This is a genomic window from Pseudomonas sp. REST10 (genome assembly GCF_029542605.1).
Lineage (GTDB): Bacteria > Pseudomonadota > Gammaproteobacteria > Pseudomonadales > Pseudomonadaceae > Aquipseudomonas > Aquipseudomonas khazarica.
The window spans coordinates 198036-221649 of sequence record NZ_CP035677.1; the positions used below are offsets into that span (position 1 = coordinate 198036).

General features: G+C 63.8%; 24 protein-coding genes and 1 riboswitch. Of the genes, 5 read left to right on the forward strand and 19 right to left on the reverse strand.

Features of this window, described 5'->3' with window-relative positions; genetic code table 11:
• Positions 1 to 35 precede the first annotated feature (35 nt).
• Complete coding sequence (gene cobN, locus EWH21_RS00915; protein ID WP_277699590.1) at positions 36 to 3782, reverse strand: cobaltochelatase subunit CobN; 3747 nt, start codon at positions 3780 to 3782, stop codon at positions 36 to 38.
• 76 nt (positions 3783 to 3858) lie between these two features.
• Complete coding sequence (gene cobW / locus EWH21_RS00920; RefSeq protein WP_047587880.1) at positions 3859 to 4908, reverse strand: cobalamin biosynthesis protein CobW; 1050 nt, start codon at positions 4906 to 4908, stop codon at positions 3859 to 3861.
• 94 nt (positions 4909 to 5002) lie between these two features.
• Positions 5003 to 5199: riboswitch (cobalamin riboswitch) on the reverse strand.
• 125 nt (positions 5200 to 5324) lie between these two features.
• Here cobW and EWH21_RS00925 point away from each other — a divergent pair.
• Both EWH21_RS00925 and cobM read left to right on the forward strand, forming a co-directional pair.
• Complete coding sequence (locus EWH21_RS00925; protein WP_277700581.1) at positions 5325 to 5726, forward strand: cobalamin biosynthesis protein; 402 nt, start codon at positions 5325 to 5327, stop codon at positions 5724 to 5726.
• Positions 5723 to 6478, forward strand: coding sequence for a precorrin-4 C(11)-methyltransferase (gene cobM / locus EWH21_RS00930; protein ID WP_277699591.1), 756 nt, complete (start codon positions 5723 to 5725; stop codon positions 6476 to 6478). The genes EWH21_RS00925 and cobM overlap by 4 nt, the downstream gene beginning before the upstream one ends.
• Before the next feature lie 229 nt (positions 6479 to 6707).
• On the opposite strand, the gene EWH21_RS00935 is transcribed toward cobM, so the two are convergent.
• Positions 6708 to 6938, reverse strand: coding sequence for a hypothetical protein (locus tag EWH21_RS00935; protein WP_037054745.1), 231 nt, complete (start codon positions 6936 to 6938; stop codon positions 6708 to 6710).
• A 152-nt stretch (positions 6939 to 7090) separates the two neighbouring features.
• Here EWH21_RS00935 and EWH21_RS00940 point away from each other — a divergent pair, with 152 nt between their 5' ends.
• Both EWH21_RS00940 and map read left to right on the forward strand, forming a co-directional pair.
• Positions 7091 to 7303, forward strand: coding sequence for a ParD-like family protein (locus EWH21_RS00940; protein ID WP_277699592.1), 213 nt, complete (start codon positions 7091 to 7093; stop codon positions 7301 to 7303).
• Positions 7300 to 8070 carry a type I methionyl aminopeptidase gene (gene map / locus EWH21_RS00945; RefSeq protein WP_080757102.1) on the forward strand — a complete coding sequence of 257 codons (771 nt, stop codon included), beginning with the start codon at positions 7300 to 7302 and terminating at the stop codon, positions 8068 to 8070. Before EWH21_RS00940 ends, map begins: the two co-directional genes overlap by 4 nt.
• A gap of 14 nt (positions 8071 to 8084) precedes the next feature.
• Here the strand turns inward: map and EWH21_RS00950 are convergent, their stop codons facing one another.
• Entirely contained in the window at positions 8085 to 8702 is a 618-nt protein-coding gene (locus tag EWH21_RS00950; protein ID WP_037054750.1) for a nitroreductase family protein, read from the reverse strand.
• A gap of 104 nt (positions 8703 to 8806) precedes the next feature.
• Between EWH21_RS00950 and EWH21_RS00955 the strand changes: the two genes are divergently transcribed.
• Positions 8807 to 9700, forward strand: coding sequence for a LysR family transcriptional regulator (locus EWH21_RS00955; protein ID WP_047591590.1), 894 nt, complete (start codon positions 8807 to 8809; stop codon positions 9698 to 9700).
• Between the two features lie 22 nt (positions 9701 to 9722).
• On the opposite strand, the gene glmS is transcribed toward EWH21_RS00955, so the two are convergent.
• From glmS to EWH21_RS01030, 15 genes are all read right to left on the reverse strand, one after another.
• Positions 9723 to 11573 carry a glutamine--fructose-6-phosphate transaminase (isomerizing) gene (gene glmS / locus EWH21_RS00960; RefSeq protein ID WP_037054753.1) on the reverse strand — a complete coding sequence of 617 codons (1851 nt, stop codon included), beginning with the start codon at positions 11571 to 11573 and terminating at the stop codon, positions 9723 to 9725.
• A gap of 11 nt (positions 11574 to 11584) precedes the next feature.
• Positions 11585 to 12355 (reverse strand): DeoR family transcriptional regulator, encoded by a 771-nt coding sequence (locus EWH21_RS00965; RefSeq protein ID WP_037054754.1) that lies wholly within the window; start codon positions 12353 to 12355, stop codon positions 11585 to 11587.
• A gap of 73 nt (positions 12356 to 12428) precedes the next feature.
• A complete protein-coding gene (locus EWH21_RS00970; protein ID WP_037054755.1) occupies positions 12429 to 13040 on the reverse strand; it encodes a LysE family transporter in 612 nt (203 codons plus the stop codon).
• 98 nt (positions 13041 to 13138) lie between these two features.
• A complete protein-coding gene (glmU, locus tag EWH21_RS00975) occupies positions 13139 to 14500 on the reverse strand; it encodes a bifunctional UDP-N-acetylglucosamine diphosphorylase/glucosamine-1-phosphate N-acetyltransferase GlmU (protein WP_277699593.1) in 1362 nt (453 codons plus the stop codon).
• A 112-nt stretch (positions 14501 to 14612) separates the two neighbouring features.
• Positions 14613 to 15038, reverse strand: coding sequence for a F0F1 ATP synthase subunit epsilon (locus EWH21_RS00980; RefSeq protein ID WP_037054758.1), 426 nt, complete (start codon positions 15036 to 15038; stop codon positions 14613 to 14615).
• An 80-nt stretch (positions 15039 to 15118) separates the two neighbouring features.
• Positions 15119 to 16495: a F0F1 ATP synthase subunit beta gene (gene atpD, locus EWH21_RS00985; protein ID WP_037054766.1), complete on the reverse strand. Its 1377-nt coding sequence runs from the start codon at positions 16493 to 16495 to the stop codon at positions 15119 to 15121.
• Between the two features lie 30 nt (positions 16496 to 16525).
• A complete protein-coding gene (gene atpG, locus EWH21_RS00990; protein ID WP_037054767.1) occupies positions 16526 to 17386 on the reverse strand; it encodes a F0F1 ATP synthase subunit gamma in 861 nt (286 codons plus the stop codon).
• Between the two features lie 50 nt (positions 17387 to 17436).
• The gene (gene atpA / locus EWH21_RS00995) at positions 17437 to 18981 is read right to left on the reverse strand and encodes a F0F1 ATP synthase subunit alpha (protein WP_037054768.1); all 1545 of its coding nucleotides are present in this window, start codon (positions 18979 to 18981) and stop codon (positions 17437 to 17439) included.
• A gap of 21 nt (positions 18982 to 19002) precedes the next feature.
• Complete coding sequence (locus EWH21_RS01000; protein ID WP_037054769.1) at positions 19003 to 19539, reverse strand: F0F1 ATP synthase subunit delta; 537 nt, start codon at positions 19537 to 19539, stop codon at positions 19003 to 19005.
• Between the two features lie 14 nt (positions 19540 to 19553).
• Complete coding sequence (locus tag EWH21_RS01005; RefSeq protein WP_037054770.1) at positions 19554 to 20024, reverse strand: F0F1 ATP synthase subunit B; 471 nt, start codon at positions 20022 to 20024, stop codon at positions 19554 to 19556.
• Positions 20025 to 20080: 56 nt separating this feature from the next.
• Entirely contained in the window at positions 20081 to 20338 is a 258-nt protein-coding gene (gene atpE, locus EWH21_RS01010) for a F0F1 ATP synthase subunit C (RefSeq protein ID WP_003097235.1), read from the reverse strand.
• Between the two features lie 151 nt (positions 20339 to 20489).
• On the reverse strand, positions 20490 to 21356 hold the full coding sequence (gene atpB / locus EWH21_RS01015; RefSeq protein ID WP_037054772.1) for a F0F1 ATP synthase subunit A: 867 nt from the start codon (positions 21354 to 21356) through the stop codon (positions 20490 to 20492).
• A 17-nt stretch (positions 21357 to 21373) separates the two neighbouring features.
• Positions 21374 to 21766 carry a F0F1 ATP synthase subunit I gene (locus tag EWH21_RS01020; protein WP_167494337.1) on the reverse strand — a complete coding sequence of 131 codons (393 nt, stop codon included), beginning with the start codon at positions 21764 to 21766 and terminating at the stop codon, positions 21374 to 21376.
• Positions 21767 to 21938: 172 nt separating this feature from the next.
• Positions 21939 to 22808, reverse strand: coding sequence for a ParB/RepB/Spo0J family partition protein (locus EWH21_RS01025; RefSeq protein ID WP_037054776.1), 870 nt, complete (start codon positions 22806 to 22808; stop codon positions 21939 to 21941).
• 11 nt (positions 22809 to 22819) lie between these two features.
• Positions 22820 to 23608, reverse strand: coding sequence for a ParA family protein (locus tag EWH21_RS01030; RefSeq protein WP_037054778.1), 789 nt, complete (start codon positions 23606 to 23608; stop codon positions 22820 to 22822).
• Positions 23609 to 23614 lie beyond the last annotated feature (6 nt).

A 23614-nucleotide genomic window follows, 5' to 3' on the forward strand; every position in this document is an offset into this window, starting at 1 on the left:
GACATCGTTTCAGGAGCCTACGGAAACGAGTCGCTTCAGGATTCCTCGCTGTCGAGCAACAGATTCTCCAGCGCCTCGCGGTACTCGCCGGGATGCTCCCACAGACCACGTTGCTGGGCCTCCAGCAGACGCTCGAGCATGTCATTGAGGGCACCGGGGTTGTGCTGCTGGATGAACTCGCGGGTGTCGCGGTCCAGCAAGTAGGCATCGGTGAGCAGCGCGTACTGGTGGTCGTCGACCAGTTCGCTGGTGGCGTCGAAGGCGAACAGGTAGTCGATGGTCGCCGCCAGCTCGAAGGCGCCCTTGTAGCCATGGCGCTTCATGCCCTCGATCCACTTGGGGTTGGCCGCGCGGGCGCGCACCACGCGGTTCAACTCTTCCTTGAGGCTGCGGATGCGCGGTGTATCCGGCTGGCTGTTGTCGCCGAAGTAGCTGGCCACCTTGAGCCCGCGCAGGGTTTCCACCGCCGCCAGCATGCCGCCCTGGAACTGGTAGTAATCGTTGGAATCGAGGATGTCGTGCTCGCGGTTGTCCTGGTTGTGCAGCACCGCCTGCATCCGCTCCAGGCGTTCGACGAAGCGCTCGCGCGCCGGCGCGCCCTCGGCGCCGCTGCCGTAGGCATAGCCGCCCCAGTTCAGGTACACCTCGGCGAGATCCTCGCGGCTGGTCCACAGGCGCTCCTCGATGGCGTTCTGCACCCCGGCGCCATAGGCGCCCGGCTTGGCGCCGAACACCCGCCAGCCGGCCTGGCGACGCGCCTCGGCTTCGTCCAGGCCGCCGTCCTCGAGCGCCAGCGACTCGCGCCAGACCCGCGCCGACAGCGGGTTCATGTCTTCCGGCTCGTCCAGTTCGATCACCGCCTGCACGGCATCGTCGAACAGGCGAATGAGGTTGCTGAAGGCATCGCGGAAGAAGCCCGACACGCGCAGGGTGACATCCACCCGTGGCCGGCCCAGCTGCTCCAGCGGCAGCACCTCGAAGCGTTCGACACGCTGGCTGCCCGGCTGCCATACCGGGCGCACGCCCATCAGCGCCAGCGCCTGGGCGATATCGTCACCGCCGGTGCGCATCGTCGCCGTGCCCCACACCGACAAGCCGAGCTGACGCAGGTGGTCGCCCTCGTCCTGCAGATGGCGTTCGAGCAGACGATCCGCCGCCTGCACACCGAGGCGCCAGGCGGTCGGCGTGGGCAGGTGGCGCACGTCGACGGTGAAGAAGTTGCGCCCGGTAGGCAGCACGTCGAGGCGCCCGCGACTCGGCGCGCCACTTGGCCCGGCAGGGACGAAACGCCCGGACAGCGCGGCGAGCAGGCCCCCCATCTCGGCATCACCACAGGCATCCAGCAGGGGCGCGACATGCTCGGCCAGGCCATCGAGAATCGCCGCGACGTCGGCGCCGAAGGCATCGATACGCTCGCCGTTCAGGCAGCGCTCGATCAGCGCCAACGCCAGCAGCTCGAGCCGCTCACGGGTATCGCCGACCGTGCGCCAGGGGCTGTTGTCCACAGCCTGCAGGGCATCCGCACGGGCACCGTCCCAGGGCTGGCCCATGTCGCAGTCGAGCGGGTCGAGGCCCAGCTCGAGACCCCGAGCCAGCGCACGCAGCAGGCTGGCGTTGGCGCCCTGGCCGTCGCCACGGGGGATGCGCAACAGCGCCAGCAGGGTGTCGCGACGCAGTTGTCCACAGGGCGATTCGCCGAACACATGCAGGCCATCGCGGATCTGCGATTCCTTGAGGTCACACAGGTAGGCGTCGAGCTGTGGCAGCCAGCTGTCACCGTCGTCATTCAGTTGCAGGCCCAGCTCGCGGTCGAGGCTGGCCTCGCGCACCTTGGCCAGAATCTCGCCGCGCAACTCGACGGCGCGGCGCTGGTCGAGCTGGCTGGCGTCGTAGTACTCGTCGGCCAGGCGCTCCAGGTCGCGCAACGGGCCGTAGCTCTCGGCACGGGTCAACGGCGGCATCAGGTGATCGATGATCACTGCCTGGGTGCGTCGCTTGGCCTGCGCGCCCTCCCCCGGATCGTTGACGATGAACGGATAGACGTTGGGCAGCGGGCCGATCAGCGCCTGGGGCCAGCAGCTCGCGGAGAGACCGACGCTCTTGCCCGGCAGCCATTCCAGGTTGCCGTGCTTGCCGACATGGACCAGCGCATCGGCGGCGAACGCCGTGCGCAGCCAGGCGTAGAAGGCGATGTAGCCATGCGGCGGAACCAGGTCGGGGTCGTGATAGACCGCCGCCGCGTCGAGCTGATAGCCACGCGCCGGCTGGATACCGACGAAGGTCAGGCCGAAGCGCAGGCCGGCGACCATCATCCGCCCGCTGCGGAACATCGGGTCGTCCTGCGGCTCGCCCCAGCGCTCGCGCACCGCCTGCTGGTTGGCCGCCGGCAGGCGGTGGAAGAACGCCAGGTAGTCGTCCAGCGCCAGGCTCTGCGCACAGGGGCGCATGTCGAGGCCGTCGAGGTCGTTGGTGACGCCACCGAGCAGGCTGTGGATAAGCGCCGTGCCGCTGTCCGGCAGGCTATCCACCGGGTAGCCCTCGACCTGCAGGGCGCGGAGGATATTCAGCGCAGCGCCCGGGGTATCCAGACCGACCCCGTTGCCAATCCGCCCGTCACGCGTCGGGTAGTTGGCAAGAATCAGCGCAATACGTTTGCTTTCATTGCTTTTCTTCGCAAGATCGCACCACTTTCTCGCCAGTTCCGCGACATGAGCCATACCCGGCTCATGCGCCTGATAGCACACCACATCGCTCTGGCTGCGCTCGCTGCGCCAGGCCAGGCCCTTGAAGCTGATCGCCGTGCCGATCAGGCGCCCGTCCAGCTCCGGTAGCACCACGTGCATGGCCAGGTCGCGGGCGCCCAGGCCCTGGGCGCTGGCCTGCCACTGTGCCTGGTTATCCAGCGCGCAGATCGCCTGCAGCACCGGAATGTCGCGGCGGAACGGTCGGCTCTGCGGCGCCTCGGGGTTGGACAGGGCAAAGCCGGTGGTGTTGATGATCAGGCCGGTGGCGGTTTCATCCAGCCAGTCCTGCACCTGGGCCAGGCAGGCCGCCTCCTTGAGGCTGGCAACGGCGATCGGTAGCGGGTTGAGCCCCTGGTGGCGCAGTTGCGCACAGAAGGCATCGACGAAGGCGGTGTTCGCTGCCTGCACGTGATTGCGATAGAACAGCAGCGCCACCACCGGCGCACCGGGCTGCCAGTGCGCCTGCCAATCGGCCAGCGTGGCCGGACTGCGGTGTGGGTGATAGAGCCCGACCCGGGGCAACGGCTGCGGCTCGACCCAGCTGTCGCTGCGTCCCAGCCAGCGACTGCCGATGAAGTGGAACAACTGCTGTGCGTTGTCCAGCCCGCCCTGACGCAGGTACTGCCAGAGACGGCGGCTGTCGTCCTCGCTGGCGTTGCCCATGGCCATCAGCTGCGGATCGGGCTGATCATCGCCCGGCACCATGATCACCTGCGCACCGAGCCCGGCCAGTTCGACCAGACGTTCGATCCCGTAGCGCCAGTAGCTCACCCCGCCATGCACGGAAATCAGGATGACCTTCGCGTGCTGCAGCACCTGCTCGACGTAGAAGTCCACCGAAGCATGGTTGCTCAACTGCGCCGGGCTGGCCAGGCGCAGGCTGGGGTAATCGTCCGGCAACTGCCGGGCGGCCTCGGCGAGCAGGGACAGGTGCGAGTCACCGGTGCAGAGAATCACCAGCTCGGCAGGCGTCTGGCCAAGGTCGGCAATGCTGTCGGCCGGCAGCTGGGCGCCGGGCTGGGTGCGTAATAGATGCATGGTCGTTCCGTGGGAGGGGCTTTCAGCCGCGACGATCAGCGAGCCAGGTCGCGACTGAAGCCCCTCCCATGATCACTCAGGCCAGCGCCGCTTGCAGCTCGGCCTGAATGGCCGCACGGTCGAGCTGCTGGCCGATCACCACCAGGCGGCTGATGCGCGGCTCGTCCGCCTGCCAGGCACGGTCGAAGTGACGGTCGAAGCGCTGCCCCACGCCCTGTACCAGCAGACGCATCGGTTTGCCGGGGATGGCGGCGAAGCCTTTCACCCGCAGGATGCCGTGCTTGACCACCGCCGCCTTCAGCGCAGCCAGCAGGCGCGACTCCTCGGCTTCCGGTAGTTCCACGTGGAACGAGTCGAATTCTTCATGATCGTGATCCTCGTCTTCATCGTCATGATGGGTGCGACGGTTCTCGATATGCAGCTCGGTTTCGCTGTTCAGTCCCAGCAGCACATCCATCGGCAGATCGCCGCCATGTGCTTCGATCACCTTCACCGCCGGCGGCAGCTCCTCGGCGACTTCCGCGCGTACCGCCGCCAGTGCTTCGGCATCGAGCAGATCGGCCTTGTTGAGGATCACCAGGTCGGCGCTGGCCAGCTGGTCGGCGAACAGCTCATGCAGCGGCGACTCGTGGTCGAGGTTGGGATCCAGCTTGCGCTGCGCGTCGACCTGCTCGGGGAAGGCAGCGAAGGTGCCGACGCTCACCGCCGGGCTGTCGACCACGGTGATCACCGCGTCGACGGTGCAGGCATTGCGGATTTCCGGCCAGTTGAAGGCCTGCACCAGCGGTTTGGGCAGGGCCAGGCCACTGGTCTCGATGAGGATGTGGTCGAGGTCGCCACGGCGCGCCACCAGCTCGCGCATCACCGGGAAGAACTCTTCCTGCACGGTGCAGCACAGGCAGCCGTTGGCCAGCTCGAATACGCGGCCGTTGGCCTCTTCCTCGCTGCAACCGATGGAGCACTGCTTGAGGATCTCGCCGTCGATCCCCAGCTCACCGAATTCATTGACGATCACCGCGATGCGACGGCCGCCGGCATTGGCCAGCAGGTGGCGCAGCAGGGTGGTTTTACCGGCACCGAGAAAACCGGTGACGATGGTGACAGGCAGTTTGGCGAGGGTTTGCATGAAAGGCCCCGTGGCGACGATGAATTCGGCGGACGGGTACGGGCAGACAGGCACGCGCGAGCATGCAGGCCGCATCGGATCACCCCGTCCGAACAGTTGGCTGACGAAACGAGGCAGGTCTCCTGGCTCACGGTCTGCACAGGGTGCGCCCTTCACCTTCCCGCCCTGGGCAGTGGTGTATCGAAGGGTTTGAGACCGTTCACAGTTGCGGGGGCAGCCAGGGCATCGACCCTGTTCCCTCTTAGCTTCACGACAACCGCGCCGTGAAGAACCTCGAATGCGCGAAGGCTACGCAGGCCACGGCGGCCGGTCAATCACGGTTGACCGCCGGCAGGTGCCATGATGAGCTACGCCCCCGTCCAAGCCGAATGCCGCTCATGCTGCCGCCCCCCTCCGCACGCCATCCAGCCTCGCCGATGCAGGTCGTTGCCGGGCTGGGCTGCAGAAGCGGCTGCGCCATGCAGGAACTGTTCGACCTGCTCGTCGACAGCCTGGCGCAGCATGAGCTGACGCTGGGCAACCTGGCAGGGCTGGCCAGCAGCGCCCATAAGCGCAACGAGGCGGGCCTTCAGCAACTGGCCGAGCATCTGCAGCTGGAGCTGCACCTGTTCACGGCCGCAGAGCTCTCGCCCTACCAGCCACCAGCACCCGGCAACCCCCGTGTCCAAGCAGCCACTGGCGCTGCTGCCGTGGCCGAGCCCTGTGCGCTCGCGCTGGCCAGGCGCATGGGCAAGAGCACGGCGCACCTGCTTGGCAAAAAACGCAAAACCGCCAGGGCAACCTGCGCCCTGGCAGCATTCACGAGAGAGTCCGCATGACCGTCTATTTCATCGGCGCCGGCCCCGGCGACCCCGAGCTGATCACCGTCAAGGGCCAGCGGCTTATCCACAGCTGCCCGGTGATCCTCTACGCCGGCTCGCTGGTACCCGAGGCCGTGCTGCAGGGCCATCGCGCCGAGCAGGTGATCAACACCGCCGAACTGCATCTCGGGGAAATCGTCGAGCTGCTGCACCTGGCTCATGAGCGCGGCCAGGACGTGGCTCGCGTGCATTCCGGCGACCCTTCGCTGTACGGCGCCATCGGCGAACAGATCCGCGAATTGCGCCGCCTGGGCATTCCCTTCGAGATCGTTCCCGGCGTCACCGCCGCCGCCGCCTGCGCGGCGTTGCTGGAAAGCGAGCTGACCCTGCCGGGCATCGCCCAGACGGTGATCCTCACCCGCTACGGCACCACCTCGCCGATGCCCGAAGGTGAACAGTTGCACGATCTCGCCCGGCATCGGGCGACCCTGGCCATTCACCTCGGTGTGCGCCAGCTACCGGCCATCGTCGGCGAACTGCTGCCGCACTATGGCGCCGACTGCCCCGTCGCGGTTATCCACAGAGCGAGCTGGCCGGACCAGGACTGGGTGCAAGGAACGCTCAGCGACATAGAGGAGAAGGTCGCAGCCAAGGACTTCCGCCGCACGGCGCTGATCCTCGTCGGCCGCGTGCTCGACCCGGGCGCCTTCGCCGAGTCGGCGCTGTACGACGCCGCGCACCGGCATCTCTATCGCCCAGGCAGCGACTGAGCCGAGCTGCGCTGGCGATAAACTGCACAAAGCGCTGAGAGCACCGGAAACAGAGGCCTTCAGCACCTTATCAACAGGTTAGAAAAGAACTTATCCCAACTCTTTGTGGATAGCCCTGAAACAAGGCTCAGTTTTTGTACAACTGCCTGAAACGCCCTGAACACAAGGACTTCAGCCAGGTATCACGAGGATATCCACAGGATGATCCACGCCAACTGTTAGCAACCGCTCAAAGCTGTACTTCCAACCGCTTGATACCCACCGCCCGCAACTCGACCACCAGCTCGTCGAGACTGGCAAAGCTCTCGACCTGTTCGGCCGCATCCACCAGAAAGAAGCTGCGCCCGGCGTCTTTCTTGAAGAAGACGATCCACTCGGCGGTATTGGCCGGGTTCGCCATGATCTGGGTGTCGAACATGACCCCTTCAGCCGTTCTGCGTTTTACATCCGCACGTTTCATCGTCTCTCCCGTTTCAACCTGACTGCAATGTCCTGCCATCGCACCTGCCATGCGAGCAGCCCCCACAGTTTAAAGGATGGCGTCCCCTGTTGAAGAAACTGACGAAACGTGGCTATATGATTCATATATATTTCATATAGACGGGAGGCCTCATGGGTATCGTCAACATCGATGACGAACTGCACGACCAGATTCGCCGGGCAAGCAGCGTGTCGCATCGCTCCATCAATGCTCAGGCCGGGTTCTGGATTCGCATCGGCATGCTCTGCGAAATGAACCCGACGCTGAATTTCAACGACGTGATGGCGGCCGAGATGCGCGCAGCCGGCATTACCGTGCAGCCGAGCCTGGCAGCAACCTCATGACCAAGACCGCGCAGGAGATAGCGCTGATGGCCGAGTCCGGCAGGTTGCTGGCGTCGGTGTTCGGCTATCTCGATCGTCTGGATCTGCTCGGCCTGTCGACGCTGCAGGTCAACGACCTTGTGGAAAAGTACATCGTCGACACGCTCGAGGCGCGCCCGGCGAGCAAGGGCCAGTATGGATTTGCCTATGCCATGAACACCTCCCGCAACGAGGTGGTGTGCCATGGCGTGCCCAGCGCCAGCGACATCCTGCGCGATGGCGATCTGGTGAACTTCGATATCACCCTGGAGAAGAACGGCTACATCGCCGATTCCAGCAAGACCTATCTGCTCGGCTCCGTTTCAGAAGCCGGGCGCAAGCTGGTCGACGTCACCTACGAAGCCATGTGCAAAGGCATCGAGGCGGTGCGCCCGGGTGCCCGCCTCGGCGACATAGGCCACGCCATAGAGCGACACGCACGGGCCCATGGGTATTCGGTGGTTCGCGAATACTGCGGCCACGGCATCGGCCGGGACATGCACGAGCCGCCCGAAGTGCTGCACTGGGGCAAGGCCAATACCGGCCTGACCTTGCGCGAAGGCATGACCTTCACCATCGAGCCCATGCTCAACCTGGGCAAGGCGGATGTACGCACGCTGGCCGATGGCTGGACGGTGGTCACCTGCGATCGCAGCCTCTCGGCGCAGTTCGAGCACACGGTGGCGGTCACCCGTGATGGCGTCCGTGTGCTGACCCTGCGCCCGGACGAGCAGCGCCTGGGCGCCTGAGCCGGGCGCCGCTCTCACGCCAGCTCGAGAATCTCCTTCACCGGGCGGCGCGGTTTCTGCGGCCAGTTGTTGGCCTGCGCCCTGCCCAGGGTCACCAGCATCACAGGGATTTCCTCGTCGCCCAGGGCGAAGGCACGGCTGACGCCGGCGATGTCGAAACCACTCATGGGGCTGGCTGCCAGACCCAGTGCCTGGCCGGCCAGCATCAGGTTCGACGCAGCGAAGGTGGCGCTGCGCACGGCCTCGTCACGCCGGCTGTGTGGCACCTCGGCATACATTCGCGCAGCGCTGGACTGCCAGCTGAGCGCCATCTCGCTCGGCATCAGCCCCGACGCCACCGCAGGCGAAAGGCGCTCGCCAAGCGACTCGGCGCACGGCAGCACGCCGCAGACAATGAAGGTCACAGCCGCTTCGCTGACCTTGGGCTGGTTCCAGGCCAGCTCGCGCAGGCGCTGTTTGCCTGCGGCGCTACGCACTGCGACGAAGCGCCAGTTCTGCAGGTTGAACGCACTGGGCGCGCGTCCGGCCCAACCGATCAGAGCTTCGATGCTGGCGTCGTCGAGCTGGTGCTGCGCGTCGAAGTGGTTGACCGAGTTGCGTTGTTCGATGGCGGCAAGCAGAGGGTGGGTCATGGCGATGTCCTGTCGTGAGTGAATGTTCGACAGGTTAGTTACATGGACCCTGGTTGATAATCTCGTTTATCGTGTGATGACCATTCACTGAAAGTTGATAATCGATGGATCGCCTGACCGCCCTTGCCGTGTTCCGCCAGGTCGTCGAGCGTGGCAGCTTCGCCGCCGCCGCCCGCCACCTGAAGCTTTCAGCGGCCGCCGTGAGCAAGAACATCGGCGAACTGGAAGCCCACCTGGCAGTCCGCCTGCTCAACCGCACGACACGCTCCATGAGCCTCACCGAGGCTGGCCAGCGCTACTACGAGCAGGTGGCGCGAATCCTCGACGACCTGCAGCAGGCCGACAGCTCCCTGGGCGAGCTGCAGGCGACCCCCAGCGGCACCCTGCGCGTCAGCGCGCCGATGTCGTTCAGCCTGGTCTGCCTGGCCGATGCCATCCCGCGTTTTCTCGCCCGCTACCCCGAACTGACGCTCGACCTGCAGCTCGATGACCGTCGTGTGGACATGATCGCCGAGGGCTTCGATCTGGCGGTGCGCGGCAGTGATCGTCTGGAGGACTCGAGCCTGGTCGCCCGCCCGCTGCTGACACTGCGCCATGTGCTCTGCGCCGCCCCGCAATACCTGCGCCGGCACGGCACGCCACAGGTGCCGGAGGACCTGCAGGCGCTGGAGTGCGTGCAGTTCTCGCTGTCCGGGCATGCCCGTGAATGGGTGTTCCAGCGCGGTGAGCAGGTGCGCCGCCTGGAGGTGTGCGGACGCTACAGCGTCAACTCCAGCCTGGCGTTGTGCGCCGCACTGCGCGCCGGCCACGGTATCAGCCTGGTCCCGGAGATCTACGTACGCGACGACCTGGCCCAGGGCAGGCTGCAGCCGCTGCTCGAAGACTGGCAGATGATGCAGACGCAGCTCTACGCCATCTACCCGTCACGCCGTCAGTTGCAGGCCAAGGTCCGCGTGTTCATCGACTTTCTGCTGGAGGAACTGGGCCAGCAGGCATGAGCTGCCGGCCCGGCGAGAGCCGTTATTCGACCGTCACGCTCTTGGCCAGGTTGCGCGGCTGGTCGACGTCGGTGCCCTTGAGCACGGCGACATAGTAGGACAGCAGCTGCAACGGCACGGTGTAGAGGATCGGTGCCAGCAGGTCGTGGATATGCGGCATGGCCACCACGTGGGTGCCCTCGCCGTTGCTCATGCCCGCCTGCTGGTCGGCGAAGACGATCAGCTCGCCGCCACGCGCACGCACTTCCTGCAGGTTGGACTTGAGCTTCTCCAGCAGCTCGTTGTTCGGCGCCACGGTGACCACCGGCATGTCGGCGTCGACCAGGGCCAGCGGACCATGCTTGAGCTCGCCGGCCGGGTAGGCCTCGGCATGGATGTAGGAAATCTCCTTGAGCTTGAGCGCACCTTCCATCGCCACCGGGTACTGCGCGCCACGGCCAAGGAACAGGCTGTGGTGCTTCTCGGCGAACAGCTCGGCGATCTTCTCCACGGTCTTGTCCATGGCCAGCGCCTCGCCCAGGCGAGTCGGCAGGCGCCGCAGTTCTTCCACCAGCTCGGCGCTCAGCGCCTTGTCCAGGGTGCCGTGTACCTGCCCGAGCGACAGGGTCAGCAGCATCAGGCCGACCAGCTGGGTGGTGAAGGCCTTAGTCGAGGCCACGCCGATTTCCGGGCCCGCCTGGGTCAGCAGGCACAGGTCGGACTCGCGCACCAGCGAACTGGTGCCGACGTTGCAGATCACCAGGCTGGCCAGGTAGCCGCCCTGCCCCGGCGCCTTCTCCTTGGCGTTGCGCAGCGCCGCCAGGGTGTCGGCGGTTTCACCGGACTGCGAGACGCTGACGAACAGGGTATCCGGCTGCACCGCGACCTTGCGGTAGCGGAACTCGCTGGCCACTTCGACCTGGCAGGGAATGCCGGCCAGTTCTTCCAGCCAGTAGCGGGCGACCATGCCGGCGTGGAAGCTGGTGCCGCAGGCGACGATCTGCACGTTCTTCACCTTGGCGAACAGCTCGGCGGCCTGTGGGCCGAAGGCCTGCACCAGCACATGATCGCTGCCCAGACGGCCTTCCAGGGTGCGCTGCACCACCTTGGGCTGCTCGTGGATTTCCTTGAGCATGAAGTGGCGGTATTCGCCCTTGTCCGCAGCCTCGGCACCCTCGTGGTACTGCACGGCTTCACGCTGTACCGGGTTGCCGCTGGCATCCCAGATCTGCACGCCATCACGACGGATTTCGGCGATATCACCCTCTTCCAGGTACATGAAACGGTCAGTGACCTGGCGCAGGGCGAGCTGGTCGGAGGCGAGGAAGTTCTCGCCCAGGCCCAGGCCGATCACCAGCGGGCTGCCACTGCGGGCGGCGAGCAGGCGATCCGGCTGCCTGGCGCTGATCACGGCCAGGCCATAGGCACCATGCAGCTCGGGAATCGCCGCCTTGAGCGCTGCACTGAGGTCGCCGAGCTGCTGCAGCTTGTGGTCGAGCAGATGGACGATGGTCTCGGTGTCGGTATCGGAGGTGAAGACGTAGCCCAGGCCCTTGAGGCGCTCACGCAGCGCCTCGTGGTTCTCGATGATGCCGTTGTGCACCACCGCCAGCTCGTGCCCGGAGAAGTGCGGGTGCGCGTTGCGCTCGCTGGGTGCGCCGTGGGTAGCCCAGCGCGTGTGGGCGATGCCCAGGCGGCCCGCCAGGGGCTCGTCCTGCAGGGCCGCCTGCAGCTCGCTGACCTTGCCGACACGGCGACGGCGGTCGAGCGTGCCCTGCTCGGTCAGCAGTGCCACACCGGCGCTGTCGTAGCCGCGATACTCCAGGCGCTTGAGGCCTTCGACCAGGATCGGGGTGATGCTGCGCTCAGCGATGGCGCCAACGATTCCACACATGGGGCTCTCCTTCAGTTTTCCAGCGGCGCGAGGATCAGCTGGATGCCGCGCGCGCGTATCTGTTCGGCAGCCTGGGCATCCAGGCGCTCGTCGGTAATCAGGGTATGGACGCTGCTCCAGGGCAGTTCCAGATTGGGGATGCGTCGGCCGATCTTGTCGCTCTCGACCATGACGATGACCTCGCGGGCGACTTCGGCCATCACCCGCGACAGCCCCAGCAGTTCGTTGAAGGTGGTGGTGCCACGCTCCAGATCGATGCCATCGGCGCCGATGAACAACTGGTCGAAGTCGTAGGAGCGCAGCACCTGCTCGGCGACCTGGCCCTGGAAGGACTCCGAGTGCGGGTCCCAGGTGCCGCCGGTCATCAGCAGGACGGGTTCGTGCTCGATGTCGCGCAGGGCATTGGCCACGTTGAGCGAGTTGGTCATCACCACCAGCCCCGGCCTGTGCCCCAACTGGGGAATCATCGCCGCCGTGGTGGTGCCACTGTCGATGATGATCCGCGCGTGCTCGCGGATGCGCGCCACGCCGGCGCGGGCGATGGCCTGCTTGTGCGGGGAAACCGGCTGGGCGCCGTCGCCGATCAGTTCCTGGGGCATGGGCACCGCACCGCCATAGCGACGCAGCAGCAGGCCGTTCTTTTCCAGCGCGGCGAGGTCCTTGCGGATCGTCACCTCGCTGGTGGCGAAGTGCTGGGCCAGCGCATCCACCGACACCTCACCCTGCTCGGCGAGCAGGGCCAGGATGGTATGGCGACGCTGTGGTGTGTTGCGCTTCGACATGCTTAAGTTTCGATTCGAAAGATAATGGCGCGAATCAAAACATAAGGCCGTTCGCTCTGCAAGCAACCGTCGGTCAGTTGAGGGTCAGCTTCACCCCGAAGCCCAACAGGCTGAGCCCCGCCAGCTTCTCCAGGCCACGGGCGATACGCGGGTTGGCACGCATGCGCTCGGCGAGAAAGTGAGTCAGCAGCACGATCAGCAGCCCGTAGAGGAAGGTCAGCGCCATGATGGTCACGGCCATGAAACCGAAGGTGATCAGCCCCTGATGCCGTTGCGGGTCGATGAACAGCGGGAAGAATGCCATGTAGAAGATGATCGCCTTGGGGTTGAAGACGGTGATCATCAGCGTCTGCCACAGGTAGTGGCGCGGCTCGATGTTCAGCGTCGGCGCAGCCCCCGGCTTGGCCAGCAGCATGCGCAGGCCGAGATAGATCAGGTAGGCCGCCCCCAGCCATTGCACCAGGTAGAAGGCCGTCGGATAGGCCTTGAGCAGCGCGGCGACACCGGCCACCGCCAGCCATAGCAGCACCTGGTCGCCGAACATGATGCCGAAGGTGGAGGCCAGCCCGCCGCGAATGCCGCCCTTGCCGGTGGACAGGATCAGCGCCAGGTTACCCGGGCCGGGAATGGCCAGCAGGATGATGAAGGCCACCACGAAGGCGGCGTAATCCGTCACACCGAACATGAAGTCAGCTCCAAGCCACAAGCCACAAGCCACAAGCCACAAAGCATAGAGGAAATGGCGTCAGCCAGGGCTCTTACTTGCAGCTGGAGGCTTGCAGCTCATCGCTGCTTTTGCGGGCGTTTCCAGCCCTCGATGTTGCGCTGTTTGGCCCGACCGACGGCCAGGGTGTCTGCCGGCACGTCGCTGGTGACCACCGAACCGGCGCCCGTGGTAGCACGATCACCAAGGTTGACCGGCGCCACCAGGGCGCTGTTGGAGCCGATGAACACGTCCTCGCCCATCACCGTCCGGGACTTGTTGGCACCGTCGTAGTTGCAGGTGATGGTGCCTGCGCCGATGTTGCTCCGCGCACCGATCTCGGCATCGCCCAGGTAGCTGAGGTGACCGGCCTTGGCGCCCTCGCCCAGCACGGCGTTCTTCAGCTCGACGAAGTTACCCACATGGGCCCTGGCCCCCAGTCGGGTGCCCGGACGCAGACGCGCGAACGGACCGCAGTCGGCGCCCTCGCCCATCTCGGCACCTTCCAGATGACTGTTGGCCTTGACGATAGTGCCCTTGCGCAGGACGGAGTCCCTGATCACGCAATTCGGACCGATCTGCACGTCGTCCTCGATCACCACCCGGCCTTCGAGGATCACGTTGACGTCGATCAGCACGTCACGTCCCACCGTCACCTCGCCGCGCAGGTCAAAACGCTGCGGATCGCGCAGGGTCACGCCCTGCGCCATCAGGCGGCGCGCGGCGCGCTGCTGATAGTAGCGCTCCAGCTGCGCCAGCTGGATGCGGTCGTTGGCCCCCAGCACTTCCATCTCGTCGGCCGCCTGCTCGGTGGCCACGATCAGGCCATCGGCGACGGCCATGGCGATCACGTCGGTGAGGTAGTACTCGCCCTGCGCGTTGCTGTTGGACAGGCGCCCCAGCCAGTCCCCCAGGCGCTTGCCCGGAACCGCGAGAATGCCGGTGTTGCCTTCGCGGATGGCGCGCTGCGCGTCATTGGCGTCCTTGTGCTCGACGATCGCCTGCACCACGCCGTTGTCATCACGGACGATGCGGCCGTAACCGGTCGGGTCGGCCAGCTCGACGGTGAGCAGCCCCAGCTGGTCATCGCTGACCAGGGCCAGCAGGCGCTCGAGCGTCGCGCTCTCGATCAGCGGCACGTCGCCATAGAGGATCAGCACGGTGTCGGCGTCGAGCTGCGGCAGCGCCTGGGCCACGGCGTGGCCGGTGCCGAGCTGCTCGGCCTGGATGACGAAGTTCAGGTCGGCGGCGGCCAGGCGCTCGCGCACGGTATCGGCGCCATGGCCGATCACCACCTGGATGCTGCTGGGCTGCAGGCTGCGTGCGGTGGCGATGACATGCCCGAGCATGGGTTTGTCAGCGACCGGGTGCAGGACCTTGGGCAGGGCGGAACGCATGCGGGTGCCTTGCCCTGCAGCGAGGATGACGATATCGAGCGACATGAACGACGATTCCTTGGCAGCCTCCGTCGCGGGGCGCCGGAGGGTGAAACGGCAGAAATGAAAAAGGGTAGCCTAGGCTACCCTTTCTCTTGCAACGGTTGAAGTGGGGGCCTCAGCCGCCGAACTTCTTGCGCAGTTGCTGGACGGTACGCAGCTGGGCTGCGACTTCGGCCAGGTGAGCGGCGGCGGAGCTGTAGTTGAACTCAGCACCCTGCTCGCTCAGCGCTTTCTCGGCGGCCTTGAGGGCCTCCTGAGCAGCGGCTTCATCGATGTCTGCTGCACGCTGCACGGTGTCGGCGAGAACCTTGACCATGTTCGGCTGCACTTCGAGGAAACCACCGGAGATGTAGAACACCTCGGCTTCACCACCCTGCTTGATCAGGCGGATCGGACCCGGCTTCAGGTCGGTGATCAGTGGCGCGTGGCCTGGAGCGATACCCAGATCACCCAGGTTGCCGTGCGCAATCACCATCTCCACCAGGCCGGAGAAGATCTCCGCTTCCGCGCTGACGATATCGCAATGGACTGTCATAGCCATACGCTTGCCTCAGGTTGCAGGCTGTGGACAACCCAGGTTATCCACAAACCTGATGCGCCCGTTGCCAGGCGCATGGGTGATTACAGTTTCTTCGCTTTCTCGATGGCTTCGTCGATGCCGCCAACCATGTAGAAAGCCTGCTCCGGCAGGTGGTCGTAGTCACCCTTGAGGATACCGCTGAAGCCAGCGATGGTGTCCTTCAGGGAGACGTACTTGCCTGGGGAACCGGTGAACACTTCGGCCACGAAGAACGGCTGGGACAGGAAGCGCTGGATCTTACGAGCGCGCGATACCAGCTGCTTGTCCGCTTCGGACAGCTCGTCCATACCCAGAATGGCGATGATGTCCTTCAGTTCCTTGTAACGCTGCAGCACGTACTGAACGCCACGAGCGGTCTCGTAGTGTTCGTTGCCGATGACGTTCGGATCCAGCTGACGGCTGGTGGAGTCCAGCGGGTCAACGGCCGGGTAGATACCCAGGGAAGCGATGTCACGGCTCAGTACGACGGTGGCGTCCAAGTGGGCGAAGGTGGTCGCCGGGCTCGGGTCGGTCAGGTCGTCCGCAGGTACGTATACGGCCTGGATCGAGGTGATCGAACCTTTCTTGGTGGAGGTGATGCGCTCCTGCAGAACGCCCATCTCTTCGGCCAGGGTCGGCTGGTAACCTACTGCCGACGGCATACGGCCGAGCAGTGCGGATACTTCGGTACCGGCCAGGGTGTAACGGTAGATGTTGTCGACGAACAACAGTACGTCACGGCCTTCGTCACGGAACTTCTCGGCCATGGTCAGGCCGGTCAGGGCGACGCGCAGACGGTTGCCTGGTGGCTCGTTCATCTGACCGTAGACCAGGGCTACCTTGTCCAGAACGTTGGAGTCCTTCATCTCGTGGTAGAAGTCGTTACCCTCACGAGTACGCTCACCCACACCGGCGAACACGGAATAACCGCTGTGCTCGATGGCGATGTTACGGATCAGTTCCATCATGTTCACGGTCTTGCCGACACCGGCACCACCGAACAGACCGACCTTACCACCCTTGGCGAACGGGCAGACCAGGTCGATTACCTTGATGCCGGTTTCCAGCAGGTCGTTGCCGCCCGCTTGCTCGGCATAGCTCGGCGCAGCGCGGTGGATTTCCCACTGCTCTTCTTCACCGATGGGGCCGGCTTCGTCGATCGGGTTGCCCAGCACGTCCATGATACGGCCCAGGGTCGCTTTACCGACCGGTACCGAGATGGCCTTGTTGGTACGAGTGATGTCCAGACCGCGCTTGAGGCCTTCGGTCGAACCCATCGCAATGGTACGCACCACGCCGTCGCCCAGCTGCTGCTGAACTTCCAGGGTGGTTTCGGCGCCGACTACTTTCAGCGCCTCGTATACGGCTGGCACCTGATCACGCGGGAATTCCACGTCGATAACGGCGCCGATGATTTGAACGATACGTCCGCTACTCATCTTTGGTTCCTCTGAATATTTGAACCGTTCTTAAACCGCGGCAGCGCCGCCGACGATTTCCGAAATCTCTTGGGTGATCGCTGCCTGACGCGCCTTGTTGTAAATCAGCTGCAGGTCTTTGATGAGCTGGCCAGCGTTGTCGGTGGCGTTCTTCATCGCGATCATCCGTGCAGCCTGCTCGGCCGCATTGTTCTCGACCACTGCCTGGTACACCTGGGATTCGACGTAGCGAACCATCAGGCCTTCGAGCAGTTCCTTGGCATCGGGCTCGTACAGATAGTCCCAGTGATGCTTGAGGTCTTGATCCGGATCGGCCACCAGCGGAACCAACTGCTCCACTGTAGGCTTCTGCGTCATGGTATTGATGAACTTGTTCGAGACCACGGACAGACGGTCGATACGCCCCTCGAGGTAAGCGTCGAGCATGACCTTGACACTACCGATCAGGTCGTTGATCGACGGCTCTTCGCCGAGGTGGCTGATCGCAGCGACGACATTGCCACCAAAGTTGCGGAAGAATGCCGCACCCTTGGAGCCAATCACGCAGAGATCGATCTCCACGCCTTGCTCGCGATCTTTCGCCATGTCCTTGACCAGGGCCTTGAACAGGTTGGTGTTCAAGCCACCGCACAGACCACGGTCACTGCTCACCACCACATAACCGGCGCGCTTGACTGGGCGCTCGATCATGAAGGGATGGCGGTACTCCGGGTTGGCGTTGGCCAGATGACCAATCACCTGGCGGATACGCTCCGCGTAGGGACGGCTAGCAGCCATGCGCTGTTGTGCCTTGCGCATTTTGCTGACCGCCACCTTTTCCATGGCGCTGGTGATCTTCTGCGTGCTTTTGATGCTCGCAATCTTGCTGCGAATCTCTTTTGCGCCTGCCATTTCACACCTATCGGGTTAGCAGGCGGGCGTCTTGCGACGCCCGCTGCGGCTTACCAGGTTTGGGTGGCTTTGAACTTCTCGATACCGGCTTTGATGCCCGCGTCGATTTCGTCGTTGAAGTCACCTTTCACGTTGATCTTGGCCATCAGATCGGCCAGCTCACGGTTGAAGTAGCCCAGCAGGGCTGCTTCGAAGGCGCCAACTTTGTTCACTTCCACGTCGGTCAGGAAGCCACGCTCGGCAGCGTACAGAGACACGGACATGTCGGCGATCGACATGGGTGCGTACTGCTTCTGCTTCATCAGCTCGGTAACGCGCTGACCGTGTTCGAGCTGCTTGCGGGTGGCTTCGTCCAGGTCAGAGGCGAACTGGGCGAAGGCCGCCAGTTCACGGTACTGAGCCAGAGCGGTACGGATACCACCGGAGAGCTTCTTGATGATCTTGGTCTGAGCGGCACCACCCACACGGGATACCGAGATACCGGCGTTGACGGCCGGACGGATACCCGAGTTGAACATGGCCGATTCCAGGAAGATCTGACCGTCGGTGATCGAGATCACGTTGGTCGGAACGAACGCGGAAACGTCACCCGCCTGGGTTTCGATGATCGGCAGAGCGGTCAGGGAACCAGTCTTGCCAGTCACGGCGCCATTGGTGAACTTCTCGACGTATTCCTCGGAAACGCGGGAAGCGCGCTCCAGCAGGCGGCTGTGGAGATAGAACACGTCGCCCGGGTAGGCTTCACGGCCTGGCGGACGGCGCAGCAGCAGGGAGATCTGGCGGTAGGCAACGGCCTGCTTGGACAGGTCGTCGTACACGATCAGGGCGTCTTCACCGCGGTCGCGGAAGTATTCGCCCATGGTGCAGCCGGAGTACGGCGCCAGGAACTGCAGTGCGGCGGATTCGGAAGCGGAAGCGGCCACCACGATGGTGTTGGCCAGCGCACCGGTTTCTTCCAGCTTGCGCACGACGTTGGCGATGGTCGATTGCTTCTGACCGATAGCCACGTAGACGCAGCGGATACCGCTGTCTTTCTGGTTGATGATGGCGTCGACGGCCAGAGCGGTCTTACCGATCTGACGGTCACCGATGATCAGCTCGCGCTGGCCACGGCCGACCGGGATCATGGCATCGACCGACTTGTAACCGGTCTGTACCGGCTGGTCGACGGACTTACGCCAGATCACGCCCGGTGCAACCTTCTCAACCGCGTCAGTTGCCTGAGCGTTGATCGGGCCTTTGCCGTCGATCGGGTTACCCAGTGCGTCGACGACGCGGCCCAGCAGTTCCGGACCAACCGGGACTTCCAGGATGCGACCGGTGCACTTGGCGCTCATGCCTTCGGCCAGGCTGGTGTAAGCACCCAGCACAACGGCACCGACGGAGTCCTGCTCCAGGTTCAGTGCCATACCGTAGACACCGCCCGGGAACTCGATCATTTCGCCGTACATGACGTCGGCCAGACCGTAGATACGCACGATACCGTCGGAAACGGAGACAATGGTGCCTTCGTTGCGGGCTTGGGAGGCGACGTCGAGTTTCTCGATGCGCCCCTTGATGATTTCACTAATTTCGGAAGGATTGAGTTGCTGCATAGCTCTGCTGCCCCTTCAAACTCAAGATTTCAATGCTTCGGCCAGTTTCGCGAGCTTGCCGCGAACCGAGCCATCGATTACCAGGTCGCCGGCGCGGATCAGTACACCACCGATCAGGGTGGCATCTTCCGCGGCGTGCAGACGCACTTCTCGGCCGAGCCGTGCACTGAGAACCTTGGCGAGTTTGTCTTGCTGTTCATCGCTCAATGCGAAGGCACTGGTGACATCCACGTCGATCGACTTCTCTTGCTCGGCCTTGTACAGCTCGAACAGGGCGAAGACATCCGGCAACAAGGCCAGACGATCGTTCTCGGCGATAACGCGGATGAAGTTCTGTGCCTGGGCGTCGAACTTGTCACCACACACCTCGACAAAGGTGGTGGCCTTTTCTGTACTCGTCAGACGCGGGGCCTTGAGCACGCGCTGCATGGTGTCGTCGAGCGACACCGCTGCAGCCAGGCCGAGCATGGCTGACCAATTGGCCAGTTGCTGGTGGGCCTGGGCGTGCTCGAAGGCAGCCTTAGCGTAAGGTCGGGCCAGCGTGGTCAGTTCTGCCATGATCGCGCCCTCGCTTAAATTTCGGCTGCCAGTTTGTTAACCAGCTCCGCATGCGCGTTTTGGTCGATGGATGCGCCCAGGATCTTCTCCGCACCGCTGACTGCCAGGCCACCCACTTGGGCACGCAGGGCGTCTTTGATGCCGTTGATTTCCTGTTCGATCTCGGCCTGAGCCTGAGCCTTCACGCGGTCAGCTTCGACACGGGCCTGATCACGGGCTTCGTCGACGATCTGAGCAGCACGCTTATTGGCTTGCTCGATGATTTCGGCGGCCTGACCTTTGGCTTCGCGCAGTTGCTGGGCCACTTTCTCGTGGGCCAGCTCCAGATCACGAGCCGCGCGGTTGGCAGCGTCCAAGCCGTCTGCGATCTTCTTCTGACGTTCCTGCAAAGCCGCAATGACCGGAGGCCATACGAACTTCATGCAGAACAGCACGAAGATGAAGAAGGCAACGGACTGGCCTATCAGGGTTGCATTAATGTTCACGCCAACACCTCGCTCGTTCGTTGTCCGTCACACCAATTCACTCGAAGACGAGTGAATTAGCCTGCGATTTGACCAACGAAGGGGTTCGCGAAGGTGAAGAACAGTGCGATACCAACACCGATCATGGTCACGGCGTCGAGCAGACCGGCGACGATGAACATTTTAACTTGCAGCATCGGGACCATTTCCGGCTGACGCGCAGCGCCTTCCAGGAACTTGCCACCCAGCAGACCGAAACCGATGGCGGTACCCAGGGCACCCAGGCCGATCAGCAGTGCAACGGCGATAGCGGTCAAACCAACTACAGTTTCCATTTTTCCTCCCGACTTACAGTCGTATTGGTTAAGGTTTTTGTTGAAGCGGTAAAGCGAAATCGTTTGTTTACAGCAGCCCTCATGCCCGCGGGCAGTGAGGGTTTGTCCTGGCAGGCGCCGCCTGAGCGGCGCCGCGGAACCTTAGCGCGCCTTAGTGGTTGTCTTCATGTGCCATCGACAGGTAGACGATGGTCAGCATCATGAAGATGAACGCCTGCAGCACGATGATCAGGATGTGGAAGATGGCCCAGGCCAGCTGCAGCACACCACCCAGCGAGCCCAGCAGCATGCCGCCGCTGAACATGATGGCGATCAGGATGAAGATCAGCTCGCCGGCATACAGGTTGCCGAACAGTCGCAGTGCCAGGGAGACCGGCTTGGCGATCAGGGTGACGAATTCCAGCAGGAAGTTCACCGGAACCAGCAGGATCTTCATGGCGATGTTGTTGGAGCTGAACGGGTGCATGGTCAGCTCGCCGAGGAAGCCGCCGATGCCCTTGACCTTGACGCTGTAGAACAGGATCAGGGCGAACACCGACAGGGCCAGGCCCAGGGTCGCGTTCGGGTCGGTGGTCGGCACGACACGGAAGTACAGGTGCGGATCGCCAACCAGGGTGGCAGCCAGTTTCGGTAGCCAGTCAACCGGGATGAGGTCCATGAAGTTCATCAGGAAGACCCAGACGAAGATGGTCAGGGCCAGCGGGGCAATCAGCGGATTGCGACCGTGGAAGGTGTCCTTGACGCTGCCATCGACGAACTCGACCAGAACCTCGACGAAGTTCTGCAGGCCGCCCGGCTGGTCCGAGGTGGCCTTGCGCGCCGCCAGGCGGAACAGGACGATGAAGATCAGGCCGAGAACCACCGACACCGCCAGGGTGTCTACGTGGAAGGCCCAGAAGCCCATTTCTTTGGCTTCCTGTGCGGTGTGGGCGAAACTCCAGCCGTTCACCGGGTGCTGACCATAGGTCAGGTTGGTGAGGTGGTGCTGGATGTAACCCGAAGCGGTTTCTGCTGCCATTATTTGCCTCGAACGCTTTAAGGTCTTGAAAATTTCGTTATCAGCAGCGGGGCGAACCAGCTGACCATCAGGGTCAGCAGGTAGACACCGAACAACATCGGTGCCTCCAGGGGTTTCACGCCCGCAAACGTCAGCGCAAAGAGCACGAACGTCAGAATCAGTTTTCCCGCTTCGCCCGCATAAAAAGAACGGACGATTTCCCTAGCCGCCCGCGCTCCGCTGTAACGGAACGCCTTGTGGGCGAAATACAGATTCGGCAACCAGGCGATCATGCCCCCCAACAGTGCCGAATAACCCGCCACGTTGCCTCGCCATTGCCAGGTCAGCGTAGCAGCGAGCAGCAATACGACGAGTTGTGCCATCAGCACCGGGAAGACCGGTAGGCGATGGAAGGGCAGGCGCTTCGGCATGCGGCGTTCCATCAACTGATGTCCCTCGACTATCGACCGCTTTAACTCAATGAATTGGCATAAAAAGTGCCAACAAAATTGCGCGCAGAGTATAGGGGGCGTATTCCCCCCATTCAACTGTCCGGTAGTGATTTCCGACCATGCGCTACATGGTCAGGTGTGGCGAATTGTTTCAGCGGATGTGAGCGAGCACGCCCTGCAATTCGTCGAGGGAGTTGTAGCGGATGACCAACTGGCCCTTGCCCTTGGCGCCGTGTTTTATCTGCACTGGCGAGCCCAGACGCTCTGCCAGACGCTGTTCGAGGCGACTGATGTCCGGGTCGGGCTTGGCTTTTGCCGGCGCCGGTTTGGCACTCAGCCACTGGCGAACCAGCGCTTCGGTCTGGCGTACGGTGAGGCCGCGTGCGACAACGTGTCGCGCAGCTTCGACCTGCTGTTCGAGGGGCAGACCGAGCAATGCACGGGCATGACCCATCTCCAGGTCGCCATGGGACAGCAGCGTCTTGATTTCGTCCGGCAGGGCGATCAGACGCAGCAGGTTGGTGATGGTGACGCGCGATTTGCCGACGGCATCGGCGACCTGCTGCTGGGTCAGCTCGAATTCCTGCTGCAGGCGCTGCAGGGCGACGGCTTCCTCGATCGGATTGAGGTCCTCGCGCTGGATGTTCTCGATCAGCGCCATGGCGATGGCGGCTTCGTCCGCCAGCTCGCGAACCATGGCCGGGATCTTGTCCTGGCCGGCCAGCTGGCTGGCTCGCCAGCGACGCTCACCGGCGACGATCTCGAAACGACCGTCGCCGATCGGCCGCAGCACAATGGGTTGCATCACGCCCTGGGCGCGGATGGAGGCGGCGAGTTCTTCCAGAGCGGTCTGGTCCATGTCGCGACGCGGCTGGTACTTGCCCCGCTGGATCAGTTCCAGCGGCACGTATTGCAGCTCACGCGTATCGACCTGGGCGGCCTCTTCCTGCAGTGCACTGACGGTGTTGCCACCGAGCAGGGCGTCCAGACCTCGACCCAGACCTCGTTTCTTCGCAGCCATGCGGATGTTCCTTAAGCGGTAGCGGTTTTCGCGGCGGCGCGCTGACGGCGCACCAGCTCGCCGGCCAATGCCAGGTAGGCGATGGCACCACGGGATTGTTTGTCATAGACCAGCGCCGGCATGCCGAAGCTCGGAGCCTCGGCCAGGCGCACGTTACGCGGGATCACGGCGTCGTACAGCTTGTCGCCGAAATGCTCCTTGAGCTGAGCGCTGACATCGTTGGTCAGGCTGATGCGCGGGTCGTACATGGTACGCAGCAGACCTTCGATCTGCAGCTTGGGATTGAGCAGCTGGCCGATGCGCTGGATGCTGTTGACCAGATCGGAGAGCCCTTCCAGCGCGTAGTACTCGCACTGCATGGGGATGATCACGCCGTCGGCGGCGACCAGGGCGTTGATGGTCAGCATGTTCAGCGACGGCGGGCAGTCGATGAGGATGTAATCGTAGTTCTCGCGGATCGGCGCCAGGGCATAGCGCAGGCGACTTTCCTTCATCTTCATTTCCAGCAGCGCGACTTCGGCGGCCGTCAGGTCGCGGTTGGCCGGCAACAGCTGGTAGCCGCCATGCTCGGAAAACTGCATCGCCTCGCTGAGATCGCATTCGCCGATCAGCACGTCGTAGATCGAGTGCTCGAGGGCATGCTTGTCGATGCCACTGCCCATGGTCGCGTTGCCCTGCGGGTCGAGGTCGATGAGCAGCACGCGGCGCTTGGTCGCCACCAGAGAAGCAGCCAGGTTGATGCACGTCGTGGTTTTGCCCACGCCGCCTTTCTGATTGGCGATCGCGAATACCTTGGCCATCTTCCT